This is a genomic window from Streptomyces sp. SID8352, from assembly GCF_009862265.1.
Classification (GTDB): Bacteria; Actinomycetota; Actinomycetes; order Streptomycetales; family Streptomycetaceae; genus Streptomyces.
Genome location: NZ_WWGX01000045.1, coordinates 1 through 20,783, shown reverse-complemented (window position 1 = coordinate 20,783; position 20,783 = coordinate 1). Strand labels below are relative to the sequence as shown.

The 20,783-nt window shown below is 70.6% G+C and carries 25 protein-coding genes and 1 pseudogene; 17 read left to right on the top strand and 9 right to left on the bottom strand.

Going from position 1 to position 20,783, the window contains the following annotated elements; genetic code table 11:
• Nucleotides 1-272 precede the first annotated feature (272 nt).
• The 3 genes from GTY84_RS17080 to GTY84_RS34665 are packed head-to-tail and all read left to right on the top strand — an operon-like array spanning nucleotide 273 to nucleotide 2,861.
• Nucleotides 273-1,535 carry a ParA family protein gene (locus GTY84_RS17080; RefSeq protein WP_161227141.1) on the top strand — a complete coding sequence of 421 codons (1,263 nt, stop codon included), beginning with the start codon at nucleotides 273-275 and terminating at the stop codon, nucleotides 1,533-1,535.
• On the top strand, nucleotides 1,532-2,674 hold the full coding sequence (locus tag GTY84_RS17075) for a ParB/RepB/Spo0J family partition protein (protein ID WP_161227140.1): 1,143 nt from the start codon (nucleotides 1,532-1,534) through the stop codon (nucleotides 2,672-2,674). The genes GTY84_RS17080 and GTY84_RS17075 overlap by 4 nt, the downstream gene beginning before the upstream one ends.
• A gap of 52 nt (nucleotides 2,675-2,726) precedes the next feature.
• Nucleotides 2,727-2,861: a hypothetical protein gene (locus GTY84_RS34665; protein WP_272919224.1), complete on the top strand. Its 135-nt coding sequence runs from the start codon at nucleotides 2,727-2,729 to the stop codon at nucleotides 2,859-2,861.
• Nucleotides 2,862-2,932: 71 nt separating this feature from the next.
• Here the strand turns inward: GTY84_RS34665 and GTY84_RS17070 are convergent, their stop codons facing one another.
• Together GTY84_RS17070 and GTY84_RS17065 are read right to left on the bottom strand one after the other, a co-directional pair.
• Nucleotides 2,933-3,505 (bottom strand): hypothetical protein, encoded by a 573-nt coding sequence (locus GTY84_RS17070; protein WP_161227139.1) that lies wholly within the window; start codon nucleotides 3,503-3,505, stop codon nucleotides 2,933-2,935.
• An 89-nt stretch (nucleotides 3,506-3,594) separates the two neighbouring features.
• Nucleotides 3,595-4,302: an ATP-binding protein gene (locus GTY84_RS17065; protein ID WP_161227138.1), complete on the bottom strand. Its 708-nt coding sequence runs from the start codon at nucleotides 4,300-4,302 to the stop codon at nucleotides 3,595-3,597.
• A 618-nt stretch (nucleotides 4,303-4,920) separates the two neighbouring features.
• On the opposite strand from GTY84_RS17065, the gene GTY84_RS17060 reads away from it, so the two are divergent.
• Nucleotides 4,921-5,259, top strand: a complete 339-nt coding sequence (locus tag GTY84_RS17060) for a MerR family transcriptional regulator (RefSeq protein ID WP_161227137.1) — start codon at nucleotides 4,921-4,923, stop codon at nucleotides 5,257-5,259.
• 708 nt (nucleotides 5,260-5,967) lie between these two features.
• Nucleotides 5,968-6,127, top strand: a pseudogene (locus GTY84_RS17055) (IS110 family transposase); the annotation flags it as partial.
• Between the two features lie 33 nt (nucleotides 6,128-6,160).
• Here GTY84_RS17055 and GTY84_RS33035 read toward each other — a convergent pair.
• The 4 genes from GTY84_RS33035 to GTY84_RS17040 all read right to left on the bottom strand — a co-directional run bounded on the left by GTY84_RS33035 (nucleotide 6,161) and on the right by GTY84_RS17040 (nucleotide 8,115).
• The gene (locus tag GTY84_RS33035) at nucleotides 6,161-6,334 is read right to left on the bottom strand and encodes a hypothetical protein (RefSeq protein WP_202551282.1); all 174 of its coding nucleotides are present in this window, start codon (nucleotides 6,332-6,334) and stop codon (nucleotides 6,161-6,163) included.
• 222 nt (nucleotides 6,335-6,556) lie between these two features.
• Nucleotides 6,557-7,261, bottom strand: a complete 705-nt coding sequence (locus tag GTY84_RS17050; RefSeq protein WP_161227136.1) for a hypothetical protein — start codon at nucleotides 7,259-7,261, stop codon at nucleotides 6,557-6,559.
• 129 nt (nucleotides 7,262-7,390) lie between these two features.
• On the bottom strand, nucleotides 7,391-7,696 hold the full coding sequence (locus tag GTY84_RS17045; RefSeq protein WP_161227135.1) for a hypothetical protein: 306 nt from the start codon (nucleotides 7,694-7,696) through the stop codon (nucleotides 7,391-7,393).
• A 221-nt stretch (nucleotides 7,697-7,917) separates the two neighbouring features.
• Nucleotides 7,918-8,115 (bottom strand): hypothetical protein, encoded by a 198-nt coding sequence (locus GTY84_RS17040; RefSeq protein ID WP_161227134.1) that lies wholly within the window; start codon nucleotides 8,113-8,115, stop codon nucleotides 7,918-7,920.
• A 219-nt stretch (nucleotides 8,116-8,334) separates the two neighbouring features.
• Between GTY84_RS17040 and mobF the strand changes: the two genes are divergently transcribed.
• Nucleotides 8,335-10,119 carry a MobF family relaxase gene (gene mobF, locus GTY84_RS17035; protein ID WP_202551276.1) on the top strand — a complete coding sequence of 595 codons (1,785 nt, stop codon included), beginning with the start codon at nucleotides 8,335-8,337 and terminating at the stop codon, nucleotides 10,117-10,119.
• Nucleotides 10,116-10,469: a hypothetical protein gene (locus GTY84_RS17030; protein ID WP_161227132.1), complete on the top strand. Its 354-nt coding sequence runs from the start codon at nucleotides 10,116-10,118 to the stop codon at nucleotides 10,467-10,469. Before mobF ends, GTY84_RS17030 begins: the two co-directional genes overlap by 4 nt.
• A gap of 579 nt (nucleotides 10,470-11,048) precedes the next feature.
• Here the strand turns inward: GTY84_RS17030 and GTY84_RS17025 are convergent.
• Complete coding sequence (locus GTY84_RS17025) at nucleotides 11,049-11,492, bottom strand: hypothetical protein (RefSeq protein ID WP_161227131.1); 444 nt, start codon at nucleotides 11,490-11,492, stop codon at nucleotides 11,049-11,051.
• Between the two features lie 261 nt (nucleotides 11,493-11,753).
• On the opposite strand from GTY84_RS17025, the gene GTY84_RS17020 reads away from it, so the two are divergent.
• Both GTY84_RS17020 and GTY84_RS17015 read left to right on the top strand, forming a co-directional pair.
• A complete protein-coding gene (locus tag GTY84_RS17020; protein ID WP_161227130.1) occupies nucleotides 11,754-12,224 on the top strand; it encodes a hypothetical protein in 471 nt (156 codons plus the stop codon).
• Nucleotides 12,225-12,341: 117 nt separating this feature from the next.
• Nucleotides 12,342-13,400 carry a replication-relaxation family protein gene (locus GTY84_RS17015; RefSeq protein WP_345943467.1) on the top strand — a complete coding sequence of 353 codons (1,059 nt, stop codon included), beginning with the start codon at nucleotides 12,342-12,344 and terminating at the stop codon, nucleotides 13,398-13,400.
• 152 nt (nucleotides 13,401-13,552) lie between these two features.
• Here the strand turns inward: GTY84_RS17015 and GTY84_RS17010 are convergent, their stop codons facing one another.
• Together GTY84_RS17010 and GTY84_RS17005 are read right to left on the bottom strand one after the other, a co-directional pair.
• Complete coding sequence (locus GTY84_RS17010; RefSeq protein WP_161227129.1) at nucleotides 13,553-14,125, bottom strand: HD domain-containing protein; 573 nt, start codon at nucleotides 14,123-14,125, stop codon at nucleotides 13,553-13,555.
• A 15-nt stretch (nucleotides 14,126-14,140) separates the two neighbouring features.
• Complete coding sequence (locus GTY84_RS17005) at nucleotides 14,141-15,199, bottom strand: XRE family transcriptional regulator (RefSeq protein ID WP_161227128.1); 1,059 nt, start codon at nucleotides 15,197-15,199, stop codon at nucleotides 14,141-14,143.
• Between the two features lie 178 nt (nucleotides 15,200-15,377).
• Here GTY84_RS17005 and GTY84_RS17000 point away from each other — a divergent pair, with 178 nt between their 5' ends.
• The 8 genes from GTY84_RS17000 to GTY84_RS16965 form a co-directional block, all read left to right on the top strand.
• On the top strand, nucleotides 15,378-15,776 hold the full coding sequence (locus GTY84_RS17000; protein ID WP_202551263.1) for a DUF6415 family natural product biosynthesis protein: 399 nt from the start codon (nucleotides 15,378-15,380) through the stop codon (nucleotides 15,774-15,776).
• 124 nt (nucleotides 15,777-15,900) lie between these two features.
• Nucleotides 15,901-16,305 carry a hypothetical protein gene (locus tag GTY84_RS16995; protein ID WP_161227127.1) on the top strand — a complete coding sequence of 135 codons (405 nt, stop codon included), beginning with the start codon at nucleotides 15,901-15,903 and terminating at the stop codon, nucleotides 16,303-16,305.
• Nucleotides 16,302-17,000, top strand: coding sequence for a DUF6875 domain-containing protein (locus GTY84_RS16990; RefSeq protein WP_161227126.1), 699 nt, complete (start codon nucleotides 16,302-16,304; stop codon nucleotides 16,998-17,000). The genes GTY84_RS16995 and GTY84_RS16990 overlap by 4 nt, the downstream gene beginning before the upstream one ends.
• On the top strand, nucleotides 16,916-17,800 hold the full coding sequence (locus GTY84_RS16985) for a hypothetical protein (protein WP_161227125.1): 885 nt from the start codon (nucleotides 16,916-16,918) through the stop codon (nucleotides 17,798-17,800). The genes GTY84_RS16990 and GTY84_RS16985 overlap by 85 nt, the downstream gene beginning before the upstream one ends.
• A complete protein-coding gene (locus GTY84_RS16980) occupies nucleotides 17,794-18,282 on the top strand; it encodes a GNAT family N-acetyltransferase (RefSeq protein ID WP_161227124.1) in 489 nt (162 codons plus the stop codon). The genes GTY84_RS16985 and GTY84_RS16980 overlap by 7 nt, the downstream gene beginning before the upstream one ends.
• 191 nt (nucleotides 18,283-18,473) lie before the next feature.
• Nucleotides 18,474-19,037, top strand: coding sequence for a hypothetical protein (locus tag GTY84_RS16975; protein WP_161227123.1), 564 nt, complete (start codon nucleotides 18,474-18,476; stop codon nucleotides 19,035-19,037).
• The gene (locus GTY84_RS33030) at nucleotides 19,034-19,996 is read left to right on the top strand and encodes a hypothetical protein (protein WP_345943466.1); all 963 of its coding nucleotides are present in this window, start codon (nucleotides 19,034-19,036) and stop codon (nucleotides 19,994-19,996) included. Before GTY84_RS16975 ends, GTY84_RS33030 begins: the two co-directional genes overlap by 4 nt.
• A gap of 97 nt (nucleotides 19,997-20,093) precedes the next feature.
• Nucleotides 20,094-20,783: hypothetical protein (locus GTY84_RS16965; RefSeq protein WP_161227122.1), on the top strand; the 690-nt coding region annotated here is incomplete at its 3' end.

The window sequence follows — 20,783 nt, the reverse complement described above, 5'->3', positions numbered from 1 at the left end:
CACGCTCGTCCGTGTCCAGAGCCTGCGGAGGCGGTGCTCACGCCCGGCACTTTCCAGCGCAGGCATTGGCCGCTTCCTCTCCCCCGCCGGGCGGGCCCGGATTGCCCGCGGTGCCGGACACAGGGGATGCCGCCGGTGCCCCCACCGGCCAGACCTCTCCTCGCAGGTGATAACGCCGTTATCGCCTCCGAGGAGATCTGACTCATCACCAAGTTGGTCTAACTAACGTGCCACTGCTGAAAATGATCAAGGGCGTTAGTATGGTGTCCAGCATGAGTTCGTCAGCCGCTTCCAGCGACCGCGAGAAGGTCGTCTCCAAACTGCCGGGATGGCTCCGGCAGAACCTCAAGATCAGAGCCGCCCAGCACGGCATCGAGATCCAGGCCGCCGTGGAACAGGGCATCACCGACTGGTGCAGCCTCGCCTCCACCCCCGCCCCCATCGACACCGCCGGCGCCGACTCCTTCTCCACCTTCCTGCCTCCCGGCCAATGGGACGAGTTCCGGCAGGCCGCCACCGACCGGGGCGTCTCGCTCATCCAGGGCCTGGCCCAAAGCGTCCAGCTCTGGCTCGACACCAACCCCACCCCGGAGATCGAGCGACCCGCGATCACCCGACGCATCGTCGTCTGCAACCAGAAGGGCGGAGTCGGCAAGACAGCCATCACAGCCGGACTCGGCGAGGCACTGGCCGAAGACCCCAACAGTCTCCACCCCGTACGCGTCGCCAAAGCCCTCACCAAGGCCCTGCGCGCGAGCGAGACGCACGACGACCCCGAGACCGGGACTGATCCCCTCGACATCGAGAACCTGCCCGGACCGGGACTACGAGTCCTTCTCGTCGACTTCGACCCCCAGTCCCACCTCACCAGCCAACTGGGCGGCAGCCCACTGCCGATGAACGGCGACAGCCTCACCAACCACATGGCCGGCGACCCCAAGGGCGCCCTGCGGGACCTCATCATCGTGGTCGACAGCGAAGCGTTCGACGGCCGTCTCCACCTTCTGCCCGCATGCCACGACGCCTTCCTCCTCGACGTACGGCTGTCCGCCGTCCGGGCCAGGGAAGCCGCACTCGAGCGCGCTCTCGCCCCCCTCGAATCCGAGTACGACGTCATCATCGTCGACTGCCCACCCAGCCTCGGCCTCAGCATGGACGCCGCCGCCTACTACGCCCGCCGACGCGACGGCGAAAGGCCCGGACAGTCCGGCGCCCTGATCGTCGTCCAGGCTGAGGACAGCTCAGCCGACGCCTACGAACTCCTCACCACCCAAATCGACGACCTACGCGGAGACCTCCAGGTCGACATCGACTACCTCGGCATCGTCGTCAACCTCTACGACAGCCGCCGCGGATACATCGCCACCTCCTCCCTCCAGGGATGGGTCGACATAAAGGACCCGAAGGTCGTCGGCCTCATCGGCGACCTCAAAGAACAGAAAGAAGCAGTCCGAGTGAAAAAGCCGCTGCTGTCCTACGCCCCCAAGTCACAGCAAGCCGTCGGCATGCGAGCCCTGGCAAGGGAGGTCTCATGAACAAGGCCGACCAGCTCGGAGCCGGCCGATTCGGCGGGGGAGTACGCCCAATCAGCGCCCGCCGCCAAGCCGTCGCCGCCGCCACCGGCGTACCCACAGAAGGCATCGCCCCACCGACCGAACTCCCCACCCACCGCATCAGCCTCAACCCCGACAACCCCCGCTCCGTTCTCGGCGACCTCACCGACCTCGCGGGCAGCCTAAAGACCCACGGCCAGAAGCAAGCCATCACGGTCATGAACCGCGACGTCTACGTCAAGGCCAACCCGGACCGAGAGACCGACCTCGAGCCAGACACCACTCACGTGGTTGTCGACGGCAGCAGCCGCCTCGCCGCCGCCCGCGAAGCAGGCATCCCCTCCCTCAAGATCATGGTCAGCGACGACCAGGGCACCACCCCCGAAGAGATCCTCGAGTCCGCCCTCGTCGCCAACATCCACCGCCAAGACCTCACCGAACTCGACGAAGCCCGCGCCCTACAACGACTACTCGACATCCACGGCAGTCAGCGCGCCCTCGCCAAACGACTCCACCGCTCCCAGCCCTGGGTCTCCCAACGCCTCGCCCTGCTCAACCTCCAACCCGAACTGCAAGCCCGCATCGGGGAAGAACCCATCGAACTGCTGCGCGCAGTCGGGAAAAAGCCCGTCGAACAACAGCAGACGGCTCTGGCCGAACTGAAAGCCGAGCGAGCAGCCAAAGAAGAGGCACGGGCAACCAAGCGACGTGTGACTCCCGGGGAAGTCAGCCCCGACAGGGACAAAGCGCCGAGCAGACCCGCCGGTGATAACGCCGTTATCACCGACGCCACGGCCGAAACTTCACCGCCAGCCAGCACCGCGGCCGCAGAAGCAAGGCATACGGCAGGCTCCTTGCCGAACGCCGACGCATCGGACGCGATCCCGGAGCCCCGCACGGACTCTCCGGAGCCCAAGAACAGCGACACGAACCCACCCCGCCGAGTTCCCTTCGACAGACCCGGCGAGCTGGCAATGCTGCTGGACGTGAAGATGGACGATAATGACGCCTTCTTCTCACTGCTCGAGATGCTGAGCAGCAAGGCGCTCAACAGGGATCCAGCCCGTGCCCACGAGCTAGCCCGCTCCTTCGTCGAGCAAGCCGCAGCACGCACCACCTGAGGAACCGTGCCCGGCACCCGAATACGGCCCCATCCGGCCACGGATGGGGCCGTTGTATCTCTCCGATCGCAACGGCGGAATCCTCAGCAAGGTGAAGGTCGACACCGACGCCACCCCGGCTGCCCTCGTCGACACCGAGACCGCCGACAAGGACGGCATCGTCGATGCAGAGCTGGTCAAGGACTGACCCCTGTTGTTGAGCGGGACTTCCCCAATTGGGGGAAGTCCCTCGACTTCTGGCGGCGCCGCTCCGGGCGGTCAGCGTGAAGCGATGCCCTTGAACCCTGGCCCGAGCCCGCGCCGATTGCCGCGTGGTGCAGCACCGGGCCGGGCGGCTAGGGCCGCGACCACGGCCTGGGCGGACTGTGGGGTGAGGCCGGCGCTTACCTGTCCGGAGGCGAGGACCCGCGTGTACGCGCCTCTGCCGTGTGCGCGGAGAGCGTCGGCGAGCGCGGCCGCCGCAGTCTCCGTCGGCCCGGACCCCCAACCGCTCTCGCCCCCCTGCTGCGTCTGCCGGGGGAGGGCGTCGCGGCGGCTGAGGAGCATGGCCAGGGCTTGCGCCTCGGGTGCGTCCAGCGTGACCGTGACCAGAGCGGCCCCGAGCTGGTGGAGACGGTGCTGGGTCAGACCGTGAGCGGCGAGCGCCTGGCGCAGCGCCGTGCTCGTCCCGGCCGTCGCTCTGCCGCTGACGGACTCGCTCGCCCCGGCGCTGGTCTGTTCGGCGCGTTCGACGACGGCGGCCGCGGCGACCGGTACGGCGGAGAGGATCTCCGGGCACTCGGGGCCGGGCTGGGTGAGCGCACCGGCGAGGACCTCGAGGGCGGCGGCCATGTCCTCCACCGCGTCCGCGCTTCACCGTGACGGGTCGGCGGCGTCGGCCGGCGTGCACGCCGTGACGACGGCCTCCTCCGCCAGGGCCTTCAGCTTGCCCGGCTCGGTTGCTTGATGCCCTGCCCGACGGGGTGTGGCCGCACAAGGCCGTGCGGGCTGATCACATGATGACGCCCGCGAACTGATGGATGTGCCGGGCGACGGAACCTGTCCGGTGCGGGGAAGGACTGCACCGGTAGGTGGTCGTGACCAGCGGGGTGAAGGTTCACCTGCGCGGCTGACGCCGATTGTGCAGATGCATCCTGGATCTTCGGCGACCGCAGGCCGTTGTTGATCGCCGCCAGCGTGGCAGCGGTGCTGTGGCGGTGCTCTTCCTGTCGGGGGCGGCGTGTGAGGCGGGCGTGGATGGTTTTCCCCTGGCCGGGGCCGGGTGTGATGGTCACGCTGTCGGTGAGGCGGCGGATTATGTGCCAGCCGAAGCCTCCGGTGCCGCCTTTCAGGTCTGGGGTCCGTTCTTGCGGTGGCGTGGGGCTGGGGTCGCTGATCGCGAGGCACACCGTTTCAGGGGTCGCGCTGAGGTGGACGGTGTATCGGCCGCCCCCGTGGCGCAGTGCGTTGGAGGCGAGTTCAGAGGCCACCAGGATGAGAGTCTCCGCCATCTCGGTGTCCAGAGCGGGGTCCAGGTTGTCGGCGAAGAGCCGGACGGCATCGCGGGTGCGAGAGACGTCGCCCGGGCTGTCGTTCCCGATGACGAGGGGCGCGGGGGCTGCCGTGCTGGTCGTCTCCGTGCTGTTCATGCGCGAACCATCCCACCTGCATCGGCTGTGTCGCTGAGAAGGGCTTGTGCCCGCTCTTTCGGGTTTCACACTTCCGGTGCGGGAGCGTCCCTCATACAGATGCACCAGAAGAGCCGTCCTGTGCCCATGAGGGAATCTGTTGTGGGCGGAGTAGACATATGAGGTTCGCTCTGGTTAGAGTTTTCCCGTAGCCAGGAGATCGAAGAGGGCACGGCAGACATGAACTGCCGTGCATGCAGGTCGGAGCAGGAAGCGGAACGGCAGTGGAGTGACGGAGCCGGAAAGGGCGGGTTCCTTCACTGGCTGCCGGGCCGAGCGGCCCCAGGGGCCGCACGTAACACCGCAGGATCCGCAGTATCGACCGGCAGTACGGGAGAGATAAGGAGCAGACGCCATCAGGATCGCCCGGGCGAGGGATGACACCGCTCGGGTACCGCAGACCCCAGAACGGAAGGTGGTCCCCGGTCACGCATCCGCGATCCCCGCACATCCGCCCTCCCGGGTGGACGCGCGGAACAAGAAGGCCGGCGCAGTCAGCCGGTAGATGGTGTTGAAAGTTCGGGGCCCGGGTGCCGTACAGCACCCGGGCCCCTTGACGCGTACGGAAGAAGAGGTGCTATGCCCCCTGGCAGTCCCCGACCCGCCGACAATCTCGATGACGACGACTACCCCGCCTACACCATGGGCCGGGCCGCCGAGATGCTCGGCACCACTCCAGCCTTCCTCCGCACCCTCGGCGAAATCCGACTGATCACCCCACTGCGGTCGGACGGCGGTCACCGCCGCTTCTCCCGCTACCAGCTGCGCCTGGCCGCTCGCGCCCGCGAACTCGTCGACCGGGGTACCAAGATCGAGGACGCCTGCCGCATCGTCATCCTCGAAGACCAGCTCGAAGAAGCAATGCGCATCAACGAGGAACTGCGCGCCGACAGTACGAGGTCGCAGCCGAAAGCCTGACGTGGCCAAGAGCGCGGCTTGCGTGAGTCAGCACTGCTCTCCGAGATATCGACCCCTTCTCCGGACGACGGGCTCCGCGTTGGGTTCTCCGCGGGCACGGGGCGGCAGTTGGGCGCGGGCACGTAGCGGTGGCGGGCCGGGGTTCTCCGCGGGCGCCGGGGGCGGCAGGTCGGCCATCCGGCGTGCCGTTTGCTGTTCGGCCCGGGCCTGCGGTGCAAGATGATCGGCAGTTGCGTGTCCTGGCCTGTGTGCGCGTGTGGAGGTGCGGTAGTGGAGACAGAGGCGTGACAGCAGTGGGGGAATGCGTATCCGATCCGGTGGCTGCTGTTCTTGCAGCGCTCAATACGGACTCCACGCGTTACGCGCGGCGGGTCCGGCCTGAGAGGACCCGTGCCGCGTACGCGCGGGACTGGGAAATCTGGACCGGGTTCCAGGACTGGCTCGCTGAACACACTGGCACACGTCTCGCGGACGGTGACATCACGGTCGGTACCTTCCTCGCATTTGTCACGTACCTGGACCGGATCGTCTCGGCTCCGCTGAACACCATCGAGCGGCGGGTCATCGGGACGACGTCCGAAGCCCGCCGCCACGGATACACCGTGCCCCACGAGGCGTCCTCCGCGGCCTGGCAGGCCGTGAAGCAGCTCAGGCGAGCCGCCAGGGAGGGGGTGCCGGGCAGAGGGTGTGCCGGGGACGGCCGGGGTGCTGACGGGTGTCTTCCCCGCGCTGGAGCGGGCCTTTGACTACTCGTCCCAGAAAGGCGCGCCGGTCCTGCTGACCGGCTGCCAGACCCCGGCCGCGATCCGCGCCAGAGGCCGAGCGACTGACGGCCTGGCTCGCCAACCGAAGCCTTCGTGGTGCCGAATCCCGCCCGAATGCCGTCGCCGTGCCCGCCGCCTCAAGGCCACACCCGCAGCCGTTCCGCAACGGCCAGAAGGACGGCCCCCTCCTGGAGCCGGAGACCGGTGCCGATGTCGACGCGGTGGAGCGGACCCGCCAGACCTTGGAAGCCGCCGCCGCGCAGGTGGCCGCCACCCTCCAGGACAGCCGACGGGCACGCGAAGCCGCCCACGGCCCCTCCCGCAGCCCACCTCGGCGACGACCCCGCAGCCGCACACCCAGCCACCTGGCACCCCAGCACACACCGGGCCCAACCCCAGGAGTCCACGTGAACACCCCGGAAGACAAGCCCACCCCCGACGAAGCCCTCGCCCGCGCCCGAGCCGCCCGCGAGCAGATGGCCGCCGCGCTCGGCGAGGATCAGGAGCCCAGGGCCGGGGGATCCCGTGGGGCGCTACGGCGCCGACTGCTGGGCGGCGATGCCCTTGAACCCTGGACCGAGCCCGCGTCGTTTGCCGCGTGCTGCGGTCCCGGGCCGGGAGGTGAGGGCCGTGACGATCGTGTGGGCGGTCTGCGGGGTGAGGCCGGCGCTCACCTGTCCGGAGGCAAGGACCCGCGCGTACGCGCCCGTGCCGTGTGCGCGTAGAGCGTCGGCGAGCGCGGCCGCCGCAGTCTCCGCCGGCCCGGCCCCCCAACCGCTCTCGACCCCCTGCTGCGCCTGCTGGGGGAGGGCCTCGGGTCGGCTGAGGACCGCGGCCAGGGCCTGCGCCTCGGGTGCGTCCAGCGTCACCGTGACCAGCGCGGCGCCGAGCTGGTGGACACGGTGCCGGGTCAGACCGTGCGCGGCGAGCGCCTGGCGCAGCGCCGTGCTCGTCCCGGCTGTCGCCCTGCCGTCGGCGGACTCGCTCGTCCCGGCTGCGGCCTGTTCGGCGCGCTCGACGACGGCGGCCACGGCGACCGGCACGACGGAGAGGATCTCCGCGCACTCCGGGTCGAGCTGGGCGAGCGCACCGGCCAGGACCTCCAGGGCAGCGGCCGCATCCTCCACCGCGCCCGCGCTCCACCGCGCCGGGTCGGCGGCGTCGGCCAGCGTGCACGCCGCGACGACGGCCTCCTCCGCCAGCGCCTCGACCCCGCCGGGCTCACCAGTCAGCTTCATGTCCCACCCAACAAGATGCAGCCGCGCAAGGTCGTGCGCGCTGATCACATGATGACGTCCTCGATCCACCCCCTCGGTACAAGGCCGCGGGCACTTTGCCTCCCGACGCGGACGCGACGCGATGAGGCGCTACGGGCCGGTGAGGATGTCGTGGGTGCCGATGCGACGCCAGATGACGTGCGGGGTGCCGGGGCGTCGGGCGGCCCCGTACTGCCAGGTGGCGCGTCCTGCGGGGCCGGCGCCCATGGACCAGGTGAGTTCGTAGATCCCGGTCGCCCGTTGAACACGCTTGACGCGGAGACCGGCGCGGAAGCGTCCTCCGGCGCGCAGGTCCTCGACGAAGGCCACCACGGTCTGGTGGAACTTGCGGCGTTGTTCCGGGGTGAGGCGGTCCAGGTCGGCGGTGAAGCGCGGCAGGGTCTCGTACGTGGGCACGGTGAACTCCTCCAGGACGCACGAAGCCCCCGGCCGGTCGGCCGGGGGCGGTGGTGGCTGGTCGTGTTGAAGGGCGTTGGTGGCGCGGTGTGCTCAGTGGTTGGTCGGGGGAGTGGTGCGTTGGTGCGTGCTGGCGCTGGTGGACGTTGGAGTCGGCTGGAGTCGTATTTCGTGGCGGGTGGTGCTCGTGTGGTCGGCGCGCAGCATTCGCACGGCCGGGGTCAGCTCTCGTATCGGGCGCGCATCAGGTCGGCCCACTTCTGCGCGCGGGTCATGTCGGTGGCGCAGCTGGTGCAGTGGGGCACCGTGTCGATTCGGCTGGGGTACGGCGTGTTCGAGCGGACGTCGGCGGTCGCGCGCAGCGTGAGGGGCTGGCCGCACAGCGGGCAGAGGTCTCCGTGAAGCAGTTCGTTGGTCATGCGGCGGACTGTGCACACGTCGGCGGCTTACCGTCGCGGGCTGACGTGACGGCCCGCCTGGCGGGCGCTGCGGTAAAGACTTGGTGATGGCCTCCCGCCCGGCGGGAAGGACCCCGGATCGCGCTTTTGTGCAGGTCATGACCGGTGTTCCATGGCCCGGTGATCAGCAAATCGGAGCTCCGTCCGGGTGACGGAGTGCGCTATCTCTTCCGCGGCGTGATGGTCGGTGACGGCCACCGCCCCGTAGGCACGGCGCTGCGCGACGCCCAGGACGAGGCCGGCGTCCCGCCCGGGATCTGGCGGGGCCGGGGTCTGGAGGCGGTCGGCCTCACGGCCGGGGACGTGGTGGGCGAGCGGCAGGCCGAACTGCTCCTGGGGGAAGGCCGGCACCCGGACGCCGACCGGATCGAGCGCGAGCGCCTGGAGGCGGGCGACGATCCGGCGAAGGCCCGGCGGGCGAGCGTGCTGGGCAGGCCGATCGAGCACAACCGGTCGCCGAAGACGGAGAAGGCCAAGGAGCGCATCCCCTGGCTGGGCATGGACCTGGTGTTCCGGCCGCCGCCGACGGCGCACATCGCGTGGGCGCTGATGGACGACGAGGAACGCCGGGTGCTGGAGCTGTGCCAGGACATCTCCGTGGACAAGACGCTGAAGTGGCTGGGGGAGTCGGTCGCGCAGATCCGGTCGGGGAGCGGCGGCAAGCACCGTACACCGGTCCGCGACGGGCTGATCGTCGCTGTGTTCCGGCACTACGAGTCCAGAGCGGAGGAGTCGAAGCCGCTGCTCCACGATCACGCGGTCGTGTCAATCCGCGCCCGCCGGCCGGACGCCAAGGGCACGTGGGGCAACCTGTCGGCGGACACGCTGCTGTCCCACATCGTCGCCGCCGACACCCTGTACCTCCTGTTCTTCATGGAAGAGGTGTCCGCCCGGCTCGGGTGGGCCTGGGAGCCGCGCGAGGTGACACCCGGCCGCCGTCCCGTCATGGAGATCGCGGGCATCGACCAGCGGCTCATCGGCTGGCAGTCCACGCGCCGCCAGCAGATCGAGGAAGCGCTGTTCGTCCTCACTGCCGAGTACGTGGAAGAGCACGGGCACGCGCCGGGGGAGAGGGCCGCCTACGCGCTGGCCTGCCGGGCCGCCGACCGGACACGCCCACCCAAGCGCAAGGAGCCGCGGGCGCTGTCCGAGCTGCGCGAGAGCTGGCGGGAGTCAGCCATCGGCTCGTTTGGCGCCGACGTCATCGACCGGCTGGCGCAGCGGGCGCGAGCGGCGGCCGCAGCGGTGTGGGCGCGGGTGTGGCCGGTCGTCGACGTCGCCCTGGCGGCCGTTGACGTCGTCGCCGTGGTGTACGTGATGCGCGGGGCGTTCAAACGCCACCACCTGCTCGCCGAAGCGCGCCGCTACCTCTCCTACGTCCTGCGCGGCCGACCCCACCAGCCGGGCCTGGACGAACGAATCGTGCAGACCGTCGTCGACGACTACACCCGCCCCGTCGGCCGGGGCCTGATGATGACCGCCGACCTGCACGCCCTGTACCCCCGCGACACCGGCGACCAGGCCGTGCTGCGCCCGCTGACCCGCAACCGGACGCTCCCTCTCTACGCGCGGGCCCGCCTCGCCGCCGACGCGTTGAAGGCCCGGATGCACGCGGCGCGCCGGGCGGAGCGCCTGGGCTCCCGAGCCCGCCCGCACACCGTCGCCGTGCCCGGCACCTCGAGGACTGGCCTGCGTCCCTCGCGCCTGGACCGGGAGGCCGACCGCGCCCAGGAGCAGCAGCAGGGGACCGAGGCTGCCGCGCTGGAGCAGACCCGCGCCACGATCGAGGCCGTCGCCCAGATGGCCGCCAGGCTCCAGGACACAGTCCGGGAGCGCGCCGCCGCTCGCGCAGCCGCCCGCGCAGCCCGGCAGCAGCCCGCCCCGCCGGCGCCCGCACCGTCACACACCCCGCCGCCCGGCGCGCAGCCGACACCTGGCCGGACACCCACAGGAGGACTCGCATGACCACACCGGAGACCCCCGAGATCCCGGAGGTGAAGGACGTCCTCGCCCGAGCCCGCGCAGCCAGTGGGGAGATGGCCGCCGTGCTCGGTGAGGACCAGGAGCCCGAGCCCGAGGTGCCCGTGGGCTGGCAGCCGATCTGGAAGCGGCCCCGGACACCGAAGTCGAAGGCGGCCAAGAAGAAGCAGCTGGACGATCAGCGGGAGCGGCTCCAGGACGCCGCCAAGCGCCGCCTCGCCGCGGGGGAGTCGCGCCGGCCCCGCTCCCGGCAGAGCCGGATCGGCAACGCGGCTGCCCGCCGCGATGCCCGCGCCCTGTTCCGGGTGCGGCACTCCAACGCCTGGCTGCGGTGAGGATGCCGGAGATCGTCCACCGAGTGGAACCCGCGATGTTCTGCATCCCGTGGCGATGTACGACATCGAGTGGACTCCATCCGATGGGCTCCACCCGGTGGGCCGCACCGAGTGGACGACACCGTGGTGCGCACCGGATGACGATGGACGCCACTCTGCTGCGCACCACGATGTCCGCCACCGCACCCCGTGCGCACCATCCGACGATGTCCGGCACGCACGTGCGCACCCGATGCGCCGTGCTCGAAGTTCGCACCGCACCGGTGCGCTCGCCGTCGACGACCCCTTGTCCGGGTGCGGCCGGGCGCGTGCGACCCCCTTGTCCGGCTCAGCCGCACCCCCTTGACCAGCTCCGCCACCAAGGACGTTTCCCCTTGACACAGCCCGTTTCGGCTCGCGATCAGGTCGTGGTCAAGGGGGTGTGTGATAGGGGAGCCCGCCCGGCCGTGGCGCCCGGCGATGCGGTGCGGTGGGTGCGGTGGTGCGCACCGAGTTGGTGCGGTGCGGTGCGGTGGTGCGCACCACGGTGGTGCGTCGGGGATGCGCGCCGGACCGCACCACCGCTGTCCCGAAGGTGCGCTATGCGGTGGTGCGGTGCGGCGGGTGCGCTTCCATCGCCTGCTTCATCCCGGCGGCCCCCAGCTGGCGCAGGACGTCGGCGACGTCGCTGTGGTCCTCGGTGAGGCTGTTCTCGGTGAAGCGGGTGATGGTGTCGGCGATGCTCGGTGCACCGGCCAGGCACACGCTGTGGCAGAGGAGCTCCAGCAGCAGCCGCCCGAGCGCGGCGGCGAGGAAGGAGTGCGCGCACGGCTCCCCGTCGTGGTCGTCCTCGGCGGTGATGGGGATGAAGACGCGCGCGGCGACGTCCAGGAGCAGCCGGTGCAGCTCCGGGCCCGCGTCGGCGGCGACCGCGCAGGCGGTGTCGATGTCGCCGGCCTGCATCGCCCGGATGTAGGCGAAGGCGTCGGCGACGTCGGCCGGCTGCATTGGGGCGAGCGGCGCGGTGACGGTGTTCTCGGGCATGGGTGGCTCCCTCTCTTCGGGCCGCCCCGCTGATCGCGGCGGCCTCGAAGACACCTTCGAGCCGCAGCCCTGTGGACAGAGTCCGAGCACCGACGGTGAGCAGCCACGGCCTGGCCCCTCACCACGTTTCCCCTTGACACGGTCCGCTACCTGCGACATACCGCCCATTTCAACGGGGGAGAAATCTCCGTCCCGGCACGCTGCGCGACGACCGGGGAAAAGGCGCTGCCGCCCGGGACGTGCCGCTGGGAGACTTCGGAGATGACCACGCAGCGGCTGCCGTTCCCGGTCCCCGACGACCGGGCCCACTACTTCGTCACCTCCTACGCCGACATGCACGACCTCGTGAAGGACCTGGTCGTGCCCGACGGCGTGCCCGAGGCCGCGGCGACCGTCCTGCGTACGGCGCGCGAACTGCTGCGCCAGTCGTACTACTGCTACGAGTTCTCCACCGTGGCGGTCATGCACTCCCTGATCGCGGTGGAGATCGTGCTGCGCGACCGGATCCCGGACGCGGGCAAGAAGCCGCTGCACGGCCTCATCAAGCAGGGCGCGGCCGACGGCATCCTGACGTCCCGGCAGGCGGAGTACCTCGACTATGGTCGGCAGATCCGCAACGGGATGGCGCACGGCCAGACCACCCACGCGGTGATGCCGCCGGCGATGGCGGTGCCGATGGTGACGACGTCGTTCGCGATCGTCTCCGAGCTCTGCGCGGCGCCCACCGGGTGATCACGGCTCGGTAACGGTGAAGGGCGGATCGTCACACCGTCGACTTTCGCGACACCTCTAGCAAGTGAAGGGGGATTCCATCCGGACCCCCGCGCCACCTGCGTGAGGAGCTTCACCATGACGTACACCAGCAGTGCCGGGCAGCCCGATCCGGAGTCGCGCCCGACCTGGACAAGGGGTGCTGAGCGCCTTCCGGGCGGCCCGGAATCCAGTGCCGTGAACGGTGCCGTGAACGATTCCAACGTCGTGCCGATCACCGCAGCTCACACCGCCCGTCAGGGTGCCTCCCGGCACGCTGACACCTCTTCCCCTTCCCCTGAGACGTCGGCGAAGGGGAAGAGGTCCACTCCCACGGCCGGGAAGGTGCGGGCCGATGCGCTGCGGATGCTGGGGTGTGTGCGGATAGCGACGGTTCGGCAGATGGCTTCGGTGATCACGGCGGAGGAGTCGGACGGCCGGTCGTACGTGCGCAGGGCGATGGTGGAACTGGCGGAGCTCGGGCTGGCGGAGACGAACGGGAAGCACGGCAAGGACAAGATCTGGAACCTGACTCCTGCGGGACAGAGGGCTCTGGCTGACGGCAACGAGCTGCCACCGCGTCCGAAGGCCGGCACCGGAGCGAAGGCGGTGAAGGCCGGGTTCGGTCCGCACGGACTCGCGGTGACCGACACGGTCCTGGCCTACGGCGGTCGGCGCTCGCTGAACGACTGGCAGGTGGAGGTGAACCACGCCGTCAAGGAGACCGGCCTGAGCTTCAACACCGACGCCGTCCTCGCGTGGCCGACCAAGACCAGCGAGGTCCGCCTGTTCGAGCTCGACAACGGCACCATGTCCCAGGCCCGCCTCGCGAAGGAGGTCTGGGACTACGAGCGCTACGCCGGGCACCGCGTCTGGGAAGGCGCCCGCGGCACGATCGGCGGGACGTACCCGTTCTGGCAGCGCCACCGCTACACCCGCTCGAAGACCTTCCCGCGGCTGCATGTCGTCCTGGAAGGGAAGGCGGAGCACCTGCTCGACAACCGCCTCCAGGCGCTCACCGCCGACGTGCGGGGCATCGCCGTCGCGGTGTGGGTGAACACCCTGCCCCGGCTCCAGCAGGGCGAGCCCTGGTACGAGATCGGCGTCGACGCCCCGGACCGTCGCCGCGAGCGCTACCCCGAGCCCGCCGGCCGCTGACCCGGTGCGCGATGCCGGGCGCGTCGGCCCCGCCCGCTGCTATCGGTAGAGCGAGCGGACACGCCAGGGGCCCCGGGGGAAGGCATGACGCCCCCGGGGCCCGGCTCTGCGTACTCAGGCTGCTCAACACCAGTGCGCTCGCCTGGAATCGGTTAGGGCAGGAAGTTCTTCTGCCACTGGAGCGAGTCCATGCTCAGCGCGGCGTTCGCGAGGGCTTTCGCGGACGGGGTCTTGAGCGAGGCGAGACTGGTGTCGATCCAGTTCTGGGTGAGGCTGTAGCCCTGCTCCCGGTACTCCACCGCCTGGACCAGGCATTCGAGCTTGTCCGCGTCGCGGGCGACGATCGCCTCTGGGGTTTCGGCGGCCTCGTATTCGTCGACCGCGCCCTGAACCCCGGTGCGTACGGCCGGGTGGGCGTTGGCGACCTGGTCGGCGGTCACCTCACCGTTCGGAGCGGCCCTGATGTACGTCCGGCCGATGTGCGCGATGTCCCCGATCCGGGTTTCCTGGCTGTCGTGGAACAGGCACATCAACGCGACCCGGGCCGGGTCGGCCCCTTCCATCATGGCGAGGACGGAGCCGATCACCCCGACGCGGAAGGAGTGTTCGGCGACGGACTCCGGCTGCTTGTTGCCGGTGAACCACCATCCGGTCCGTGCGACGCGCTTGAGCACGCCCATCTCGGAGATGAAGCTCGCAGTGCCCTTGGTGGTGTCGTCGGCCATAAGGTCCTCCGGATATCAGCGGTTGTGATCGAAAACGTAGTGGACGTGGGCGAGTTCGCGCCGGGATCTCGCTGACAGCGCCGCCCCGTCCAGGAGTTGGCCGGCCTGCTCGCGCAGCGGGCCCGCGAGCGGTCCGGCGGCCTGCGGCAGCCACGGGAACGCGGTCAGCAGCGCCCACAGCGAGTGCGCGTACAGGTCGACGTAGCCGGGCGCCAGATGCAGCCCGAGGGCCAGGCCCCGCAGCAGGGTCACCGGATCCCAGCCCGACAGGTCCCGGTCCCGCATGAACGCGTCGTCCGGCTGCGGCAACGTCAACGCCCCCAGCCACAGCGCCCAGTAGTTGAGGTTCGCCGCCTCCGCGGTGTCGTCGTCGGCCAGGGCGCGGTTGATGAAGTCCAGCAGTGGCTGCGGATCTCCCAGCCGGGCGAGCGCGGTCGCGGTGGAGCGGGCCTCCGCCCAGTGCGGCGACCAGCCCCGCCTCGCCAGCACGTCCCGGCGCCGGTGAAGGGTGTGTGCGGTCCAAGCAGCCGCGTCCGGCCCCCGGTCGTACGAGGCGAGGTAGAGCGCCTGGCGGTGCAGCAGCACCCCGCCCTCGCCCTGTCGGGCCGCCGCTTCGGTCGTGCCCCGCAGGTGGTCGAAGAACACCGCCCGGTCCGCGGCCGCCAGCTGCGGCGCGACGGCGACCGGACCGCGCCGGGGGCGGGGTAAGCGTCCGGCGAGCGCCGGCGGGACGGTGCCGTTCAGCGCCCAGGCCAGCATGTGCGCGGTGTCCCGGGTATGGACCCACCCGGCCAGCGGGTGCGGCCCGCCGACCTCGCCGTCCAGCCCGGCCGCGATGATCCGGTCCGCGTCCATCGCCGCGTCCAGCCACACCACCAGCGCCACGTCGCCGCCGAGCGCCGGAAGCCGCCTGCGCAGCTCCAGCAGAGCCCCGGCCCGCATGTTCGCCAGCGGGCGCCGTCCCGACTCCCAGCCCTGCAGCGTGTCCACGTCCACGCCCAGGACCTCCGCCAGGGCGGCCTGCGTGCACGGGACCGACTCGCGGATCAGACGCAGCACGAAGCCGGTCACCACACCTGCTGATGTTCGTCGCGGCCTGCCCATACCGGCCTGCTCCCCGGTCGCCCTGCGCACCCAAACCCGTACTCACGGTCAGTCCTACCGCATCGGGTCCGCTCGTACGGTCGGGATGCGGTCGACGTCCGACGAACGAGACCGTGCCGCCCGCGACCACCGAACCGGCGAGGCACCGATGAGCAGCACACACGTGGTCCTTCACGCCCCCGAAGGACGCCTCGAAGCGGAGCTACCCCTGGACCGGGAGCTCCACAAGGGTCTGGTCAAAGCCGTGCTGGGATGGACCGGCGACCCCGGCCTGCCGCCTGCGGACCTGAAGCAGCTCACGCTGCTGCTCACCGGTGCCGCCCGCGCCGTCGCCGCCGACGTCCGCCGCGCCGCGGACCCGCTGCCCGAAGACCACGCCCCCCGCGCCCTCGCCGACGTCGTCCTCGAGGAAGCAGACCGACGCCTGTCCGTCCCAGCGGAGGGCACCGCGCGCTGCACCCAGCGCCACGCCCGCCTCGTACGCGCCCTGTACGAGCGCCTGGACCGCCTCGTGAGCGTCGCACCCCAAGCCGTCATGGCCCCCTGAGACCGCCGCGCACCCGGACGAGACCAACGACCCCGGGTGCGCGGCGCACTGCACCACCCGGCACCGCACCCGTTCCAACCCGAACGGGGAGAGCACCACCCGACAGACCGAGAGGGGCACCACCATGAGCACCGCAACGACCGAGCTGCGCCGGTTCCTGACCATCACCGGCCGGCGCTTCAAGACCGGCCAGAGCGCACCCGAGATGTTCTCCCCGGCCGTGGACAAGGCGTGGCACGAGCAGCTCGGCACCCCGGCCTACGAGGCCCTGTGCCTGGAGACCGCCGGCCAGCCCATCCGGCACGTCGCCAACAACGGCCACGGCCCGATCGCCTGGGTCGCCGCCTACGAAGAGGCGTATGGGCCCCTGCCGGAGATCTGGTTCACCGACGCCGACGGCAATCTCGACCAGGAGGCCGTCGCCCACTACCGGGAGACCGGCACCGTGGTCGCGGAGTGGGACTGCGGCCCCGCCGGCGGTGACGGCGACGACGTAGCGCCCGACCAGCCGGAGACCGCCCGCCGGTGACCACCGGCCGCACCAGCGCAGCGCCCCGGCCCACCGCCGGGGCGCTGCGCCTCGTTGAGGCCAGCACCACCCGGCCCACGTCCGTGGACATCAGCGACTACATGCGGCAGATGACAGCCCGCTGCCCCTACCTCGCCCCTTCCCTCCAACGGGGTCTGACGACCTGGACGGTCTACCGCGCCGACGGCGACGCCGATGCCGTCCAGGCCGAGCTGTTCCACGCGGGCGCCCAGGCCGCGGAATGGCTGCGGCCCTTGCTGAACCGGCCGCACGGCCTGCTGCGGTGCGAGAACATCGTCCTGTTGGGCGACGTATCCGGTACCCGGCACCGTGACCTGATGGCTTGGCCGCACTGGGCGTTGAAGAACCTATACGGGCCGGTCGGGGTGATGCTCGGCAAGTTCTACGCGGGAGAAGAGGAAGTCACCGCGGCCGGCCACCGGATCCCGGCCGCTCCCGCTTCGTTCCTCCCCGTGAGGGCCGCCGTCCGGCGCCGCGACCCACGCTTCCTGAGTGCGACCCCCGACCTGGCCGCCGTGCTCGCCGCGGCCGACGACGACGGCCGCGACGTGTTCGAGCACATCCCCACCGAGTGGACGGAGATCCGCACATGGGCCAGGCACCTGCTCCTCCCGGCGAAGCCGTCGCCCTCCTCACCGGCCAGACCGGCGAGCCCACCGCCATCCAAGTCCTGAGCGACCGGCGCGGCTCCCGGGCCTGGAAGCTCCAGGGCCTCAAGCGCACCGTCGCGCTGAAGGCCAACAACCCCGACGGCGACAACGCCCGCGACAAGGCCGCCGAGATGGCCCAAGAGGACGATCACCTCCTTCGCCTCACCAGCGCCGGCGCCCTCAGCCCCGACTACCGGGTGAGCGCCGGGACATGGGACGGCGGCCGGTGGCTGGCCGTCAACTGGATCGACGGTGCGCCCCTGTGGCGGGCCCTCGCCCTCGCCCGCGGCCCGGAAGGATACCGAGCCTCGGTCCGCCCCCGGCTCGCGGGCATCGCCCGCACCTGGACGGAGCACCTCGCCCGCATGCACGCCGCCGGGTGGGCCCACGCCGACGTCCAGCCGACCAACACCCTGGTCACACACGACGGCCACGCAGCCGTCATCGACTACGCCCTCGCCTGCGGCCCTGGCGACGGCCGCCACGTCCCCTACCGGGGAGCCCTCACCCACACCACCGCTCCCGAGCTCGCCACGCAGATCCTCGACACCCCCGCCGACACCCACATCCAGGCACAACCCTCCGGCGACATCTGGAGCCTGGGCGCCTCCCTGTTCTGGTGCTGGACCGGACAGCGCCCCGTCACCTACGACGACGACCTCGACCGGCTCGAGAAGCTGGCCGTCATCGCCCAGGGCACCACCACCGCGCTGCGCGACGTCCGGCCTTGGCCCTTCCCCGAGTTCGAGGACGCCATCACCGCGTGCCTGGCCCCTGACCCCGCCAACCGCCCCACCGCGAAGGAGCTGACCACCGCATGGTGACTCTGCGCTCCCTGGCCCTCGACGACGCCCCCGCCCTCACCCGCATCTACAGCGGAGCCTCCATCCGGCACACCACCGGCAAGCCCCTCACCCTCGACCAGGCCCACGAGAAGATCCGCGCGTCCCTCGCCCGAGCTGCCGAAACCCCGCGTGCACAGTGGAGCTGGGGGGTCCTCGCCGCAGACGAGATGATCGGCCTGATCTCCCTGCGGCGGCGCACCCCGTCCATGGGCACCATCAGCTACATCCTCCGGGAAGACAGCTGGGGCAACGGCTACGCCACCCACGCCGCCGACCAGGTCGTCACCGTCGCCTTCACCACCGTCGGCCTCAACCGGCTGGAAGCCATGCACCACCCCGACAACCCAGCCTCCGGCCGCGTCCTGATCAAGGCCGGGTTCACCCACATCGGGACGTCCGACCGGCAGGTTGAAGGCGGAACCACCGTGCCGTACCAGGTGTACGCCCTGCAGAACTCATGACGGCTGCCTCTGCCAAGCCACGGAGACAACGTGACGCCCCTGGGCAGGCACCGATGCACTTGATCGGCATGGTTTCAGCCACTGCATCTGATTGCCCGGCGGGGCCCGGACAGCTGCGGATACGGTCGATCGATTTGACGGCTGGCGGTGGCAGTCGGCTGGGAAGTGTCCGGTCGGCGTGTCGTCGCATCGTGGGTGGGGGTGGTTCGGTGGGCAGCACCGAGCAGCAGATCGAGGAGCAGTTGGCGCAGCTTCAGCAGAATGTCGGCGCTCGCCATGCGGAGGTCCTGAAACACGACGTCGATGACGACCAGTTCGCGGTGGAGTACGCCCGGCTGGTGAACTCCACAAGCAGGCTGGTGGAGTTCGAGAAGACGATCCCCGAGCGGCTGGCCGAGCCCGAGCGCAGACGCAGTGAGCGCATCGTGACGTGGTCCTGGCGCGGCCAGGCGGCCGTCGGAGCCGCGCTGATCGCGCTGGTCTTCGTCATGGACCGCTCGACCTGGTGGCTGGTCCTGCTGGTCCCGCACTTCGCGGGCACGGTGGCCGGCTGCTTCCAGAAGGTCGATGCCGAACAGCACCGTGACCGCCGCTTCGGAGCCGTCGGGCTGCACGTGGTCGCGCTCCTGGTGGCCCTGATCAGCCTGAGCGTGATCAGCCGGTGGTTCATCTTCGCCGCTGCCCTGGGCTGGATGCTGGTCGCCGGGTCTGTGATGGACAGCACGGGCGCGGACCCGAAGGGGGCGCGGCGGTGAGCGACGACTACGGCTATCAGGTCCGCCGTCTGGAGAGCCGGACCGGCGGGGTGGAGAGCGAGCTGCACTCGCTGCGTTCGAAGCTGGGGGAGCTGGAAGACCTCGACTACGAGCTGAGCGACATCCGCGGCGATGTCCGTCGCCTCGAGGACGACCTCAGCACTGTCCGCACCGAGCTGACCGAGCTGGACGACGACGTTCGCGGCGACATCCAGGACACCGAGCAGGCCCTCAAGCGGCTGACCGGCCGCGTCCAGGTCCTCGAAGCGCACCTGCTCGCCGCGGGCGGCGCCCCGCTCGCCGACCTCGACACCATCGACCCGGAGTGGATGAAGCTGGCCAGGACCGCCAGCCACGGATGGAACGTACGCTCCGGCCTGCTCCCCGGACACCAGCGCGAGGCCCACCGCCTCAACATCCGCCACTACGAAGGGGCAGTCGAAGAGCGCGACGAGCACCGCGACAAGGTGGTGGAGGCCGCCGGAATCCTGGCCAGCCAGCCGCGCACGTCCCGCGAGTTCAAGCAGGCCGTCATGGACTTCGGCATGTCCCGCACCCTCGCCGAAAGCCACGGCCAGCGGGCCCAGAAGCTGGCCGGCCCCGCCCAGGCCGCGCAGGCCGCACTAGCCCAGGACGACACTCTGCGGCAGGCCAAGGCATCCCTGATCGAGCAGGGCGACAAGGCGGAGCGGAAACTGAACTGGCTGCTACGCGGCCGCCTGGCCGACGCGATCCGCGTCCGCGCCCTGCTGCCCATGTGGTTCGTGACCGTGCTCGGTCCCGTCCCGCCGGCGCACAAGACGCAGGAATGGATGGACCACGCCACCCAGGTCCTGGCCTACCGGGTCACCTACGGGATCACGGACCAGGCCGTCGCTCTCGGTGCGGCACCCGATGAGTACGTGCCGCGCCGCACCGAGTGGCACCGTGACCTCACCAAGGACCTACGCCGCTGGTAGCCCGGCCGCGCAGCCGGGCACGCCCCACACCCGGCAGGGTGATTCGCTCCTTGGGGGCGGGGGAGCGTGAACGCCGTACGGCGCCTCCTACCCGCTGATGTACTTGCCCTTGAACCAGCACAAGCAGGCGGAGGGGCAGGCGGCGGTGGCACAGGACGTGAAGCAGGCGAAGCACTGGGAGGACTTCGACTGGGTGGTATGGAAGCTGGAGGTCCAAGACCCGCAGCAGCTCGCCGGTGAGGGTCCGGACCTGGACGAGCGCACCCAGGCGACGATGAAGCAGCTCGCCGCCTCGCTCGGCTGCGTCTACGGGCTGTGCGTCGACTACGACTCCTACGACAGCGGAACGCCCTACTACGCCTGGTGGGTCCGCATGCCCGCGGCCGAGCACGCCCGACGCGACAAGGACGGTCTGCCGCTGGCCCTCGCCCCGATCCGTGAATACCTGGACGGCCAGGTGCCCTCCGGCCTGGAGTGGGAGATCACCCCGGACCGTGAGCTGACGGTTGACAACGTCGCCAGCGCTGCCTTGCGGGCCGCCTACGCCGATGTGATCACCCCGTTCGAGCAGGCGCTGATGCCGCTGCGTATTGACGGTGCCGCCGACCTCGAACCGCGGGCCAAGGTCTGGAAGTGGGGAGAGCACCTACTGGCCGGCACGTTCGACCTGTGGCTGTGCGACGACCCGGACCGCCCTCACACCTGGCTCGTGGTCAGCATCGGCCTGTGGACCGAGCCGCAGTTCCTCGACCAAGAGCCCGCCGCCCGTCTCGGTCACTTCGACTTC

What these genes read in the sequence shown, in the direction of transcription:
- GTY84_RS17080 (WP_161227141.1), top strand. Translation starts at nt 273, where the DNA reads ATGAGTTCGTCAGCCGCTTCCAGCGACCGCGAGAAGGTCGTCTCCAAA.
- GTY84_RS17075 (WP_161227140.1), top strand. Translation starts at nt 1,532, where the DNA reads ATGAACAAGGCCGACCAGCTCGGAGCCGGCCGATTCGGCGGGGGAGTA.
- GTY84_RS17070 (WP_161227139.1), bottom strand. Translation starts at nt 3,505, where the DNA reads ATGGCCGCCGCCCTCGAGGTCCTCGCCGGTGCGCTCACCCAGCCCGGC.
- GTY84_RS17065 (WP_161227138.1), bottom strand. Translation starts at nt 4,302, where the DNA reads ATGAACAGCACGGAGACGACCAGCACGGCAGCCCCCGCGCCCCTCGTC.
- GTY84_RS17060 (WP_161227137.1), top strand. Translation starts at nt 4,921, where the DNA reads ATGCCCCCTGGCAGTCCCCGACCCGCCGACAATCTCGATGACGACGAC.
- GTY84_RS17050 (WP_161227136.1), bottom strand. Translation starts at nt 7,261, where the DNA reads ATGAAGCTGACTGGTGAGCCCGGCGGGGTCGAGGCGCTGGCGGAGGAG.
- GTY84_RS17040 (WP_161227134.1), bottom strand. Translation starts at nt 8,115, where the DNA reads ATGACCAACGAACTGCTTCACGGAGACCTCTGCCCGCTGTGCGGCCAG.
- mobF (WP_202551276.1), top strand. Translation starts at nt 8,335, where the DNA reads ATGGTCGGTGACGGCCACCGCCCCGTAGGCACGGCGCTGCGCGACGCC.
- GTY84_RS17030 (WP_161227132.1), top strand. Translation starts at nt 10,116, where the DNA reads ATGACCACACCGGAGACCCCCGAGATCCCGGAGGTGAAGGACGTCCTC.
- GTY84_RS17025 (WP_161227131.1), bottom strand. Translation starts at nt 11,492, where the DNA reads ATGCCCGAGAACACCGTCACCGCGCCGCTCGCCCCAATGCAGCCGGCC.
- GTY84_RS17020 (WP_161227130.1), top strand. Translation starts at nt 11,754, where the DNA reads ATGACCACGCAGCGGCTGCCGTTCCCGGTCCCCGACGACCGGGCCCAC.
- GTY84_RS17015 (WP_345943467.1), top strand. Translation starts at nt 12,342, where the DNA reads ATGACGTACACCAGCAGTGCCGGGCAGCCCGATCCGGAGTCGCGCCCG.
- GTY84_RS17010 (WP_161227129.1), bottom strand. Translation starts at nt 14,125, where the DNA reads ATGGCCGACGACACCACCAAGGGCACTGCGAGCTTCATCTCCGAGATG.
- GTY84_RS17000 (WP_202551263.1), top strand. Translation starts at nt 15,378, where the DNA reads ATGAGCAGCACACACGTGGTCCTTCACGCCCCCGAAGGACGCCTCGAA.
- GTY84_RS16995 (WP_161227127.1), top strand. Translation starts at nt 15,901, where the DNA reads ATGAGCACCGCAACGACCGAGCTGCGCCGGTTCCTGACCATCACCGGC.
- GTY84_RS16985 (WP_161227125.1), top strand. Translation starts at nt 16,916, where the DNA reads ATGGGCCAGGCACCTGCTCCTCCCGGCGAAGCCGTCGCCCTCCTCACC.
- GTY84_RS16980 (WP_161227124.1), top strand. Translation starts at nt 17,794, where the DNA reads ATGGTGACTCTGCGCTCCCTGGCCCTCGACGACGCCCCCGCCCTCACC.